Annotated in this window: 9 protein-coding genes; 2 read left to right on the top strand and 7 right to left on the bottom strand. The window is 59.3% G+C overall.

Translation table 11 applies throughout. The features are described 5' to 3' along the window. The first annotated feature begins 134 nt into the window (after positions 1-134). Positions 135-3,986 carry a hypothetical protein gene (locus tag AB4N98_RS00045; RefSeq protein WP_223271421.1) on the top strand — a complete coding sequence of 1,284 codons (3,852 nt, stop codon included), beginning with the start codon at positions 135-137 and terminating at the stop codon, positions 3,984-3,986. Between the two features lie 62 nt (positions 3,987-4,048). Here the strand turns inward: AB4N98_RS00045 and efeO (AB4N98_RS00040) are convergent, their stop codons facing one another. Genes efeO (AB4N98_RS00040) through efeU form a run of 4 tightly spaced genes read right to left on the bottom strand, consistent with a single transcriptional unit; the run spans position 4,049 to position 8,275 of the window. Then, positions 4,049-4,870: an iron uptake system protein EfeO gene (efeO, locus tag AB4N98_RS00040; RefSeq protein ID WP_017529010.1), complete on the bottom strand. Its 822-nt coding sequence runs from the start codon at positions 4,868-4,870 to the stop codon at positions 4,049-4,051. 27 nt (positions 4,871-4,897) lie between these two features. Continuing rightward, on the bottom strand, positions 4,898-6,202 hold the full coding sequence (efeB, locus tag AB4N98_RS00035) for an iron uptake transporter deferrochelatase/peroxidase subunit (RefSeq protein ID WP_065876896.1): 1,305 nt from the start codon (positions 6,200-6,202) through the stop codon (positions 4,898-4,900). Between the two features lie 14 nt (positions 6,203-6,216). Then, the gene (efeO, locus tag AB4N98_RS00030; protein ID WP_460149143.1) at positions 6,217-7,419 is read right to left on the bottom strand and encodes an iron uptake system protein EfeO; all 1,203 of its coding nucleotides are present in this window, start codon (positions 7,417-7,419) and stop codon (positions 6,217-6,219) included. 10 nt (positions 7,420-7,429) lie between these two features. After that, positions 7,430-8,275 (bottom strand): iron uptake transporter permease EfeU, encoded by an 846-nt coding sequence (efeU, locus tag AB4N98_RS00025; RefSeq protein ID WP_460149142.1) that lies wholly within the window; start codon positions 8,273-8,275, stop codon positions 7,430-7,432. 167 nt (positions 8,276-8,442) lie between these two features. Between efeU and AB4N98_RS00020 the strand changes: the two genes are divergently transcribed. Beyond that, positions 8,443-9,459 (top strand): AraC family transcriptional regulator, encoded by a 1,017-nt coding sequence (locus AB4N98_RS00020; protein ID WP_017529014.1) that lies wholly within the window; start codon positions 8,443-8,445, stop codon positions 9,457-9,459. An 86-nt stretch (positions 9,460-9,545) separates the two neighbouring features. Here AB4N98_RS00020 and AB4N98_RS00015 read toward each other — a convergent pair whose 3' ends face one another. From AB4N98_RS00015 to AB4N98_RS00005, 3 genes are all read right to left on the bottom strand, one after another. Then, the gene (locus tag AB4N98_RS00015; RefSeq protein ID WP_460149141.1) at positions 9,546-10,730 is read right to left on the bottom strand and encodes an MFS transporter; all 1,185 of its coding nucleotides are present in this window, start codon (positions 10,728-10,730) and stop codon (positions 9,546-9,548) included. Between the two features lie 328 nt (positions 10,731-11,058). Beyond that, positions 11,059-12,474 carry an efflux transporter outer membrane subunit gene (locus tag AB4N98_RS00010; RefSeq protein ID WP_267863828.1) on the bottom strand — a complete coding sequence of 472 codons (1,416 nt, stop codon included), beginning with the start codon at positions 12,472-12,474 and terminating at the stop codon, positions 11,059-11,061. After that, positions 12,471-12,866 (bottom strand): efflux RND transporter permease subunit (locus tag AB4N98_RS00005; RefSeq protein ID WP_460149140.1); only part of this gene is annotated, 396 nt, incomplete at its 5' end. The genes AB4N98_RS00005 and AB4N98_RS00010, both read right to left, overlap by 4 nt.

The raw sequence follows: 12,866 nt of genomic DNA, 5'->3' as shown, positions 1-12,866 counted from the left end.
GCGGCTCAGGCATTGCACTCACAGCGTTGGGAATTTCCCTACGTTTTGTTTAGGTGTTGGTCTGTACGTTTTCTGCTGACAGTTCTAGGGACAGGACTCTCGCCATTCCCTTGGTATAGAGAGCGTTCGTCAGAATGATAGCCATAAACAGAGCTCCTGTTGCGCCGGCGTTGTCCGTTCTCCATGCGGCTGAAACGCCGCTTCCCGCCGTAGAAACCTCCCAGGCTCACGCGGCGCCACAACCCGCGTTTCCAACTCAACCTCAAGGTCTTGCACACAACAGTCGTTCGCTGCGCGCGTTGCGTATGGACGGGCTCGCCGGCCCGTCGAGCGAATCGAAAACCCGAGTCAAGCGTCATGCGGGCTCTGTGACGGAGGAGTCTCCCGCCAGCGCTGCCGGCGCGGGAGGTCTTTTCCCGGTCGTCGCAGATGCTCAGGATGCCGACAAAAGGCTGCAAAAGAACCTGATGCGGTGGCTGCATTCCGGTACCGCTCCTGATAACGCAGTGCCGAAAAAAGCCTCAATCGCGCCCTTTATTTCCTTATACAACGATGCGATAAAAGAGCCGGCCCTGCAGGCCTGGTTCAAATCCACAGGCTTCAAGCCCGCCACGATACGGGTGCTCGACGACGCCGTGGTAGGGATAGTGGTGCGCGAGGGCAAGGAAACGTTCCAACGTTTTACCGCCACTGACGGTTCCGGCTGGGGGCAAGTCGGCCTAAGAGTATCCGCACTGCAAAGGATCCTCTCGCCGAACAACCGAGGCATTCCGATCGCCACGGGTGCGGCACAGGCGAATATCCCACTGATCGTGCTGTTGGAGTTTTACGGGGTTGCGCCACCGCACAATGAAAAAGCCGCACCCCTATTGGGCAAACAGCTCAAGCGTGGTGGCTGGCCGCAAATATCACAGGCGCAGCGTGATCAGTGGGAGGCGCAATTCAAACAACAGCGGCGGTCCCACGAGGACAGTGCCTTACGGGGGCGTCTGTCCGAACTGTTACAACCCTTGGTTGAGGGCAAAGGTGACAACGACACGCTGAATCTGAAAGAGCTGAGCTTGGTTGCCGCCCCCGGCTCCACCTTGGACCAGCGCAGTAAAAAGCCCCGTGAACGGTTTCTGAAATTCCTGGCATCGCCCCGGTTCGAAGCCTTTTTGCATAAGGCCGGCTTTCAAAGGCAGGACGGTGAATTCAGGCGGCATGAATACAGGCTGTCCGACGGCGACTTGCAGGCGCGCGACGGTGCAGGTCAGTGGGTATCGCTGCGGCGTGCTTTCGACGACGAGGTCGGGAAGCTGTCAGGCTGGGAAAGTGCGCAAGAGCAAGCTGCAGCGCGAACGATGGGGGCGGAGCTGGAATCGTTAGTGGTGCTGAGTAAAAAAATCGGTGATGCATTGTATTCCACGCGTACTTATGACGCCCGTCAGGTCATGGCGCACTACGCCCTCGACGTTCCGCAGACCGTCGGCCAGATGCGCGCGGCCCTGAGCGGTTTCAACGTGAAATTACCCAACCCTCCACTGGCCGGTAATTACGCAAGCATGACGCCCTATGGGCAGGGCACGGAAGCCCTGTCTGACGCCTCCAGTCAAACATTCAGAAGCGCCTCGACGCAGGTCATGGCGTTGTTCAAGGACTTTTCCCCTGCCTCGTCGGGTTTCCAATCCTTTCCCGATCCGGACAGCCAACTCGCGGCTTTTTTTGATTCCCCTGGCGCCACCGCGCTGGCCGACACAATCGCTAAATCCCTCAAGCTGTTTGCCGTGGCCGATGGTCAAGCGCTGACAAGGGCCGACCGCCATCAAGTTTTGGCTACGGCCCTCAAATTCAGTGTGAACGCGCCGGTGCCGGGCCTGCCAGGGGTTGTGGCAGGCTACGATCTGTACCAGCCCGCTAATAGGGGCCGCACGCTTAAAGAGGTACGTGGCGACGTCGAGCGGCACTTGGCAGACAAAGGCGTTGATCCCAAGGTCTCGGCGCTGATGGCTCACCTGTATCTGGCCCAGGCGGCGCCGGAGATGCTGATCAAGAGAGACCCAGGCTTGGCTGCCGAACCCCTGAACGTACTCAACCCAGACCCGGGCGCTATCAAGGTTGGCTCCACGGCCTGGATGAACTTACGCCTGGCCAGTGCAATGGCAGGCGATTCGCGGTTGAACCTTCAGCAAGCCCTGGCTTTGGCACGCCAGGAGTCGGCAGGGCCTAACCAAGAAAAATTGATCAAAGCGTTGGGGGCCCGGGCACTGTTGGACTGGGGCGTCATGGTGGGCGTCTATCCGGCAACTTCGGATCGCACCTACTCCAGTACGGATTATGAAGCGGCATCTAACGCCTTTACTGAGCGAGAAAACACCACGCGCGGTGCATTCGAAGTGTTGACGGGTGAGCCGCCTACCCGAGCCAGTGTATTGGTCAAACAACTGGCCTTGTTGTTTCCTGAAATGACCGAGGAAGAAATTCGCACGGCTAAGCTGGACCTCATTACCGATGAACCTTATGACCCTCGCAATCATGGACACCTGGAGACTCGCCAGCCGTTGCTGGTTGACTTCATTTTGGCGGGGCAGGCCGAAGATGAGAGCTTTTGGCTCAAGCTCAGTTCTTCTCTCGACGCTCTGTTCATAGGTGACAAGAAATACAACTTCAATCACCCCGCTATTTCCCAGGCGACTTTCTTCCAGCGTATTAGCCAGCTGCCGCCGATCGCGCCCCTGGTGGAACCCGCCGTTGACAAATACATCGCCGACATCCGAAAGGCCCAGGCTACGGCGATGAAACTGGCTTTCGCTGAATTACCACTGAAACAGCGCATGGCGCTGGAATCGTCAAACGAGATCCAGTTTTTTAGCCTTCGGACAGGGACCGGGGAACGCCTGGAAAAAGATAAGGCGCCGGACTCGAACGTGGCCAACAAACGCGGCACTCACGGCCTGTTGATGCGCTACGAAACGGGTCAGGCCAACCCCAAATATGGCTATTACGAAGTGTTCCCCAATTCGATGAAAATGATCGAACGAACGGACTTGCCCGATAATCTTCCGCTTGGCGACAAGATCACCAAAGGCAGTGAGCCCACTGGGCTGGGTGGCTATTATCAAATCAACGTGCAGGACGGTGTGTCGCTGCCCTATGATTTTGAGGCCTATCGCTCAGGCTCCGTGCCACGCCCCGGGATGAATTCGCAGGTGATCATTGAAAAGTACGGCAGCCCATTGCGCGGAGCAGTGGACAAGACAAATCAACGCACACCCGATACCTTCGTTTCTTCCACGACCTCTAAGCTTGTGGAAACAATGTTGGCCTATGGCTTTGACGATAAGCGTGAGGCGCTGATCGACTACGCCAACCAACCCACCAACCTCGAATGGCGCCGTGCCTACCCATTCCCCTCCGGCAAGAATATTTTTACCGCTGAAAATGTGCATACGGTACTCAGCCTGATCCCTTTTGTGGGCGCATTGACTGATTTGGTCGAGGGCAATACCGGCGAGGGGGTAAAAGGGCTGCTGATAGACTTGGCATCTTTTGTCGCCACCGGTGGGCTGGCGGGAGCTAAGAGCTTTGCCAAGGGGGTGAAGTTGCTGATGCGCTTCAATGGCAAGCCGTTCAGCACGGTTGCATTGAAAGGGGCAGGTACATTTTTGCGTGGGGTATTCAATCCAGTGGAAAGCGTCCCCGAGATTTTGCGCGCGACTCCGAACGCCCTTGCAACGTTTGCGCTAGGGCGCCCATTTCGCATTGGATCAAGCGCCCTATTGCCGGTGAAAACCTTTGAGCAGTGGCGATGGACCATGGGTGCGCGCGATGCCCTCTTCGCCGGCCCAGGCACCTCGGCCAATCACTGGGCGGGATCGCGCAAAGGCTTCATCGGTAATCAACAGGTCGATGCGGTTCAGAAACAGGGTTCCTGGTATGCGATCAATCCCCTGACCCAAAGACCCGAAGGGAGCCCTCTGGAGCGGTTCGTGCCGCAGGCAAGTTGAGACCACGGCGGCCGAGGCCCCGCGGCAGCCCGTACAGGCTGCGCGCATGTCGAGGCGGCCAATCAGTTCAAGCCCAGCTTGCCACGCAACATCGAGAGGTCTTCAGCCAGGGTATTGACCGGGCCGACCAAGGCTTTACGGTCGGCTTCCTTGACCTTGTCATAGGTCTGGAACCCGCCGTCCTTGGTTTTGTACTTGGCCAGGATCTTGTCGACGCTGGCGAAGTTCTTGTCGACCTTGGCCAGGAAAGCCTTGTCTTGCTGCCCGATCTGGCCACGGAACAGGTCGACGATTTTCTTCGCGCCGTCGATGTTGCCCTGGAAGTCGTACAGGTCGGTGTGGCTGTAGCGGTCTTCTTCGCCGGAGATCTTGGTGGCGGCGACTTCTTCAAGCAGGGCGGCGGCACCGCCCACGACTTTTTCCGGCGGGAAGGTCAGGCCATCGACGCGGGTCTTGAGGTCGTTGACATCGGTGTTGAGCTTGGCGGTGAGCGCCTCCAGGCCTTTGGTCGAGTTCTGCGAAAACAGCGCATATTCGATGCGGTGGAAACCGGTGAAGTCTTCGGCGGTCACGCCTTTTTCGTGGTCGTCCACGCGGGAGTCGATGGACGCGTCGAGGTCGCTGAACAGCTCGGCGATCGGTTCGATGGACTCATAGTGCACACGGGTCGGCGCATAGAGTTTTTTGGCGGTGGCCAGGTCGCCTTGGTTGATGGCGTCGGTGAAGGCCTGGGTCTGGGTCACCAGCTCACCGATTTCTTCGGTGACGTAGATCTTGTAGTCCGACACCGGGCCTACCAGGTCCAGCGGCGCCGTGGTGGCGGCGAAGGCGGCCAGGGGCGAAAGGGTCATTAACAACGACAACGCGAGAGTCGACTTCTTCATGGGACGGTTTCCGCTGTGGGGTTTGTTTTAGGTATTGGCAGTGGTTTGAGGGTGCGCGGCCGCAAGCAGTGTGCGTCCAAGAAAATCCTTGGGCCCGGTGACCCCCGGCAGGCTGAAAAAGTACCCGCCGCCCACCGGCTTGAGGTACTCCTCCAGGGGTTCGCCGTTGAGCCGGGTCTGCACGCTGATAAAGCCTTTCTCCAGGTCAGCCTGGTAGCAGATGAACAACAGCCCCATGTCGAGCTGACCGTTTTTATTGACGCCGTTGGAGTAGTTGAACGGCCGCCGCAGGATCAGGTTGGCCTGGGTCTGCGGGGTGCGCGGGTTGGCCAGGCGGATATGCGCATCGAGCTTGGTCAACTTGCCGTGGGGGTCCTGGCTGTAGTCGGGCACCTGGCTTTCTTGCTGGCCATCCATGGGTGCGCCGGTGGTCTTGACCCGACCGATGATGCTTTCCTGTTCTTGCAGGGGCGTGCGGTCCCAGCGCTCGACGAAGTTGCGGATGATGCGCACCGCCTGATAGCTGCCATGAGCCGCCCAGGCTGGCTCGTCGCTGCCCGGCTGTACCCACACAATCTGGTTCATCGCCTTGTCGTCGTTGGAGTCGGGGTTGGCCGAACCGTCACGAAACCCCAGGAAATTACGCGCGCTCTGCGCAGGCGTGCCGGGTTTGGCAGGGGCCTGGGGCGGCACGCTGCCTTCCTGCTTCCAGCGCACCAGCAGCAGGTCGGGCAGGTTCTTCACGATGTCGCGCAGGGCATGGATATTGGTGTCGGGGGTGTTGGAGCAAAACTGCACGCTGAGGTCGCCATGGCACTGCGTCGGCTCCAGCGCGTCGTTGGGAAAACCCACCATGCGGCTCAGGCGCTTGGGCTTCACCGCGCCAAGGCCAAAGCGCTCATCGAACAGCGATTCACCGACCGAAACCGTGATGGTCAGGTTGTCCGGCGTCACCACCGGGCCGAGAATCCCGGAGTCGGTGGGCGGCAGTTTCGGGTCGACTTGTGCCACGGCGCCGCCGGTCATCAAGAAGCTGATGCGCTCGTTCAAGGTGCGAAACAGCCGCTCCAGGTCGTCGCGGTCGCGGGCCAGCACGTCGAACGCCACGAGCATGCCGCAGGCCGGGCGCGGCGTGACGATGCCGCTTTGGTGCTGGCCGAAAAAGTCATGGTGGTCCTGGGTCTTGTCACTGCGTGGCGCCGTGGTGACTTGCTCGGCGGCGGCGGCCATCGCCGGGCAGGCCAGGCTGCTGCCGGCAATCGCCGCGCCGGTGGCGGCCATGCCCAGCAGGACGCGGCGACGTTGTGCTGAAAAGTGTGCTGAATCGCTCATAAATTCGGTCGTCTTCACTGCAGGCCGGAAAGGCCAAGGGCGGGGTCGATTCCATCGAGTGCAACGGCCAGAGCCTTGGCCTTGTCGGCGATCTGCTGACGCTGATCGGCGGTAACGCTGTCGTACGTGCGGTAAGTGCTATTGACCTTAAAGCCTGCGAGTTCGGCATCGAACGCGGCGAGGGCACTGTCGACTTTGGGGAGCAGGTCAGCGGCAGACTTGGCCAGCAGCGGGCGCATCAACTCGACCACCTTGTGCGCGGCTTGCAGGTTGGCGGCGAAACCGTTCAGGTCGATGTGGCTGTAGCGCTCTTCCTCACCACTGATGGCGCGCACATCCGCCAGGCTGTTGAGGTTGCGCACCACGATGCTCACCAGTTGCTCCGGCGGCAGCGACTGGGCCAGCAGTTGTTGTTTGAGGCCGCTGACGTCGGTCACCAGGCGCTGCGCCACCGGGGCCAGGCCAGCGAGGCTGCGTTGCTGGAACAGGCTGTATTCGAGGCGATGCAAGCCACTGAACGCCGGGTCCTGTTCGCGTTTTTCAAAATAATCGGCGCGGGCGTTGATGGCGTTGTCCAGTTCCGCCAGGCGTTGCGACGCCGGCGCCAGCCGTTGATAAGCCTCACGGGCTGGTACATACGCCGCCTGCGCCTGGGCCAGGTCACCGGCCTCGATCGCCTGTTGCAGCGCCGTCGTGGCCTTTATAAGCGCATTGCCCTGGCTGCTCAGGTACACGCGGAACTCCGACAGCGGGCCGATAAACGCCACCATCGACGGCTTGGCCTTGGCCTGGGCGTCGGACTGCGCCGTGGGCGTCACATGCAAAGTGCCACGCGGGTTGCTCAGCAGGCCGCAGGTGGTGGCATAGTCGCCGGGCAACAGGTTGGCGTTGATAACCTGGCTAAGGCCGGGGGCGATGTTTTCGCGCTCCTCGACCACCAGCACGCCGTCGAGAATTTCCCATTCCACGGCACGGTCGGAGCGGTTGATGATACGAAAGCTCGCGCGCCCGGCCGGAACGGTCAGTGCGTTGGGCTCGCAGGCGTGGCCGTGGATGGTCACGGCAATTTCATTGCCGTTGGCCTGGCGCTTGGCGGCGGCCATCTGCGAGGCGTAGTAGAACAGGCCACCGGCGGCGATCATCACGACCACCGAGCCGGCCACCGCCCAGCGCAGGGCGCGGGGTGGCGAGGCAGGTTGAGGCGTTGGGCTGGACAAGAGACGGTCCTTACTGGCTGGAAACGGAGGAGGGGGTGGCGGCAGGCTTGGCCGGCGTGGCTGGCAGGAAAAACATCACCAGCGCCACCACCAGGTAAATCAGGTAGGCGCCCAGGGTGCTGACGGTCGGCGCTTCCTGATAGCCGAACATGCCGGCCAGCACCGAACCCAATGGGCTGTCCATCGGCAATACAGCGCTGAAATCGAAGAGTACGGTTTGCCAATGGTTCCACACCCCGGCCTCGTGCAGAGCCTGCACCGAGTTGGCGAGGATGCCGGCCGCGACCACCAGGATGAACAGGCCGGTCCAACGGAAAAACGCACCCAGGTTCAGGCGCATGCTGCCGGTGTAAATCAGCCAGCCGATGACAATCGCCAACACCAGGCCGAGCAGGGCGCCCATCGGCGCGCCGGGGCCTTCGCTCTGCTGGAACACCGCCAGCAGGAAAAACACGGTTTCCAGGCCTTCGCGGGCCACGGCGAAAAACACCATCAGGATCAGTGCGGTGACCTGGTGCCTGGAGCCGGTCAACGCCTGATCAAGGGAGGCGTGCAACGCATGCTTGATGGAGCGCGCAACCTTGCGCATCCAGAACACCATGGAGCTGAGGATACCCACGGCAACCAGGCCGACCACGCCTTCGAACAGCTCCTGTTGTTTCTGCGGGAACTCCGCGCTGACCCATTCCAGGCCGCCGCCCACCAGCAAGGCCAGCGCTGCGGCAAGGAACACCCCAATCCACACGGCCGGCATCCATTGGCCGCGGCCTGTCTGTTGCAGGTAACTGGCGATGATGCCGACGATCAATGCGGCTTCAATGCCTTCGCGCAGCATGATGAGAAAGGGGACAAGCATTCGGCACCGCAGGGCAATTAGTTAGGGTGCTAAGTTGTAACATAATGATACTCATTGCCAAACAGGAAATATTGACTTTAGCTGAACGCCGGCTGAACGGTGGTGGCAAAGCGCAAGCGCCCTTATGATGCACGCCACCTCATGCACGACCGGATTGCCCAACTTCCATGGCGGAAAAAGACACCATCTCCATCCACCTCGTGCGCGAGGCCTTGTCGCAGAGTTGCGCGCCGGGGGCGGCCACCGTCGAGGCCCTGAGCAAAGTCGGGATCGACCCGGCGCTGCTGCAAGAGCCCGCCGCCCGTGTACCGGCCACGGCCTATGCACGCCTGTGGCGCTTGCTGGCAAGGCGTTGCGACGATGAGTTCTTCGGCATGGACCCGCGCAGGCTCAAGTCCGGTAGCCTGGCGTTTCTCTGCCGGGCGGCCATCGCGCAACCGACCCTGGCGGCCGGCCTGGAAACCGGCTTGGGGTTTCTCTCACTGATGCTGGAGCGCCTGCCCGCCCAATTGGTGCGCCAACAGAGTCTGGCGGAAATCGTGCTGCTGGAACCGGATGCCGAGCCCAATCGCGCCTTCACCTACTTCACCTATTGGATGATTGTCCACGGTGTTGCCTGTTGGCTGGCGGGGCGGCGCATCCCCATCCTGGCCATCGAGTTGCGCTGCCCGCCGCCGGATTATTGTGATGACTACCGGGTGATGTTTTCCGACAACCTGCGCTTTAACCGGCCACGCACGCGCATGATCGTCTCCGCCGATTGCCTCGACCTGCCGATCAAGCGCAGCCCGCAAGAACTGCAACGTTTCCTGGCCCACGCGCCGGCCAACATCCTGGTCAAATACCGCGACCCCGACAGCCTGGCCACCCGCATCAAGCACGACCTGCGCCAAATGCCGCCCGACACCTGGCCGGAAACCGATGGCCTGGCGGCGGCCCACTGTATCTCCGCCTCGACCCTGCGGCGGCGCCTGGCCGAAGAAGGGCAGACGTATCAGGGGTTGAAGGACAGCGTGCGCAAGGAACTGGCGATTGTGTGGCTGGCGGAGCCGCAGATCAGCTTTGCCGAGATTGCAGAGCGGCTGGGGTTTGCCGATACCAGTTCGTTTTATAAGGCGTTTCGCAAGTGGAGTGGGTCGAATCCGGGGCATTATCGGAGTTTGATTCTTAACGATGCTATGTAGGGCGTAAGGGTACGGACAAAACAGGTCAGGTTTTCAGTCGGATGCCTGTCAGTGTGATGATCAGCTCGCAAATGAAACTGCGTATCTCAAGCGTTTTGTTGGTTTAAACGGTTTTTTTGTCCACCTAACAGCAACGTGGCGCTTACACCCAACAAACCAACCAGGCAGAAGGCCGCAACTATGATCAACGTCAGCGAGAAGCCGTAGACATCTACCAGTCCTCCAAACACGCTGTAGGAGATGCCGATGATGATCGAGTTGACTAGATTCGCAACAGACAGGCAAGAGGCTCGAATACGTGACTCAACATTGTCATGAATATAGGTTTCATAGGAAGTCTCATATAGAGCAGGCAGCGACATAATAACTAGGAAGGCAGCAATTGAAGTAACGATGCCGATGTTGAATGACAAAATGAAAAGCAGAAGCGTGACGATGCCGGTTGTAGTGAAGGCAATGATGCCCAGAGAAAGTCGGCTGCAAATAAAACCCGCAGCCATGAACATCAATGCCGAGACGGCTTCAGCGGCAGCATAAATGCCGGCAATGGTAGGTATCTCCAATCCCTGCATTGAAAAAAATGGCTGACCATAAATAAACAAGGGGATCGTTGATAGCTCGAATAACGCGAATCCAATAAATAAGGGTATAAGAAAGGCACCTTTTTTCGAGCGGAAAAACCTAGTTAGTGAAGTAAAAACCCCCTCGGTTTCCTCATTGCGTATATTGATTTTTTCATTGGGCGTCAGTGAGGTGGGCGGGGGCTTGGCTTCAGTAATGAATGTAACAACAAAAGCACCGATCAGTTTTGATACCGCAAAAACGATGTAAACACTGTTCCAGGACAAGGTGTCCTGTAGTACGCCGCCCACAAACATGGACAAGCCTAATGACACAGCGCCAATAGCACGGGCGCGTGACAGTATTTTAGGATATTCCGCTGTGCGGTTCTCAGCGAGTAAGTTGTCATACAGTAACGCCCTATCGGAGCCGGAGCCCATGGCAATACTTGCGCCAAATAGACAAAATATAATGGCGAAAGGAATAAAAGAAGAAAACAGTAAAAAGCCAATGCCACTTAAAAACAACCCTGAAAAACCAATGATAAGAGAGTATTTACGCCCATAGCGATCTGCGAGTAAACCGGATGGGATTTCCAAGGCTACGCAAGAGAAGAATAAAAAGGATTGCAGAATGCCTATCTCGCCCTGTGTGATACCCAGCTGCAGCAAGTAAAGTACAAACAGGCTTCTCTGAACGTCCAGGTTCATAAATATCGATAGAGAATAATATAAGTTGTCGTTTTTGTTTTTTAAGAATCCCCATCTTCTCATTTTTTTGTTGGCGCCCTAGACATTGAGCTTTAAGGTTAAGGCATATTTCTGTTTTTGAAAGTCCATTTTTCGACGAATATATGACTTGAGTCTGATCGCCAGGCGCAGCGCAGTATTAAGAGTTTTCTTACAAGGTACTTCGTTTTTAACTTACAGAAGCAACCTTCAACATTTTAGGACGCTCCAAACAAAAAAAGCCCCATGGCCGAATGGACCACGGGGCTAAAAATTGGCTGGATGCGACCAACCAAAGGAGCTCTTTACATCATTTGGCCGTCGCTACGACCGTATCCGGCTGCCATCCACCGCCCAGCGCCTTGTAGATCGCCACAATCCCGCGATACAGGTCCACTTCGGCCTGGGCCTGGGAGTCTTCGGCGGCCAGGCGTTCGCGCTGGGCGTCGAGCAGGACCAGGAAGTCCACGGTGCCTTCGCGATAGCGGATGGCGGCGAGGTCGGCGGCGGCGCGGCTGGACTCACTTTGACGAATCAATGAGACCAGACGCTGTTGGCGTTTGCCGTAATCACTGAAGGCATTTTCCGATTCTTCCAGCGCCAGCAGCACTTGTTGCTCATAGGTGGCCAGCGCGCCATCCGCTTCGGCATCCGCGCCGCGCAAGCGAGCACGCACGCTGCCCAGGTCAAACGCGGCCCAGGTGATGCTCGGGCCCAGGGCCCAGGCATTTGCGGCGGACGAGCCGATCTGCGAACCGCGCCCGGCGGTAAAGCCGAGGAAGCCGCTGAGGCTGACCCGTGGGAACAGGTCGGCCTTGGCCACGCCGATGCGCGCGGTGGCGGCGGCCAGTTTGCGTTCGGCGCTGAGGATGTCCGGGCGCCGTTGCAGCAGTTGTCCTGGATCGCCGATCGGCAACGCCTTGGCAATCGCCGGCAGGTCTTTGGGGCTCAGGTCTACGCTCAGTTTGTCGGGGCGCTGGCCGAGGAGGGTGGCGATGCGGTTGCGCTCGCGCACCTGTTCGGCTTGCAGTTGCGGCACGCTGGCTTCTACCGCCGCCAGGCGTGCGTCGGCGCGCTCCACGTCGAGTTGGTCACCCACCCCGGCATCGCGCAGGCTGATGGTGATGGTGCGCGATTCCTGTTGGTTCTTCAGGTTGTCCAGGGCAATGCGTTCACGCAGTTGCGCGCCGCGCAGTTGACCGTAGGCGTCGACCAGTTCGGCAATCATGCTGACTTGCAGTTGGTACAAGTCAGCTTCGGCGGCCTGCTGGTCGGCGTCGGTGGCTTCCAGGTTGCGCTGGATGCGGCCGAACAGGTCCAGTTCCCACGCCATGTCCAGGCCCAGGTCGTAACGCTCGGTCTTGACCCTGCGCGTGGTTTGCCCGGGGATCTGGCCTTTGCCCTGGTCACTGCTGACGCGGCTGGTGATGGTCGGCATGGCGTCATTGCTGGCGTCATCGCGGATCGCCCGTGCCGCTCGCAGGCGGGCAAAGGCCACGCGCAGGTCACGGTTGCCTTGCAGGGATTGCGTCACCAACTGGTTCAGGGTCGGGTCTTCGAACTGCTGCCACCAGATGCCTTCGAACTTGGCGTGGTCATATTGCTTGGCATCCGCGGCGGCGGTGATGTTCGCCGCCTCCGGGGTTTGGGCATTGTAGTCCGGGCCCACGGCACAGGCGCTCAGCGCCAGTACCAGCAAGCTTGGCAAAAACACGTTCACACTCATTGCTGTGTCTCCAGCTTCAAGGCCTTGGCCGCTTTGCGCGCTTCCTGGCGCTCCACATAGCGACGGATCAGTACGTAGAACACTGGCGTCAGCAACAGACCGAAGAAGGTCACCCCGATCATCCCGGAGAACACCGCCACACCCATGGCATGACGCATCTCGGCACCGGCACCGCTGGAGAACACCAGGGGTACCACGCCCATGATGAACGCGAACGACGTCATCAGGATCGGCCGCAGACGCAGACGGCAGGCTTCCAGTACCGCGGCGAGCGGGTCGAGGCCTTCCTGCTGTTTGTCCTTGGCGAACTCCACGATCAGGATCGCGTTCTTACAGGCCAGGCCCACCAGTACGATCAGGCCGATCTGGGTAAAGATGTTGTTGTCGCCGCC

Source organism: Pseudomonas sp. S3_E10 (assembly GCF_054667615.1).
Note: the sequence above shows the minus strand (reverse complement) of the source record. Positions and strands in the feature narration are given on the sequence as shown.

Coding starts and splice junctions, on each gene's coding strand:
- AB4N98_RS00045 (WP_223271421.1), top strand. CDS start 135: ATGATAGCCATAAACAGAGCTCCTGTTGCGCCGGCGTTGTCCGTTCTC.
- efeO (WP_017529010.1), bottom strand. CDS start 4,870: ATGAAGAAGTCGACTCTCGCGTTGTCGTTGTTAATGACCCTTTCGCCC.
- efeB (WP_065876896.1), bottom strand. CDS start 6,202: ATGAGCGATTCAGCACACTTTTCAGCACAACGTCGCCGCGTCCTGCTG.
- efeU (WP_460149142.1), bottom strand. CDS start 8,275: ATGCTTGTCCCCTTTCTCATCATGCTGCGCGAAGGCATTGAAGCCGCA.
- AB4N98_RS00020 (WP_017529014.1), top strand. CDS start 8,443: ATGGCGGAAAAAGACACCATCTCCATCCACCTCGTGCGCGAGGCCTTG.
- AB4N98_RS00015 (WP_460149141.1), bottom strand. CDS start 10,730: ATGAACCTGGACGTTCAGAGAAGCCTGTTTGTACTTTACTTGCTGCAG.
- AB4N98_RS00010 (WP_267863828.1), bottom strand. CDS start 12,474: ATGAGTGTGAACGTGTTTTTGCCAAGCTTGCTGGTACTGGCGCTGAGC.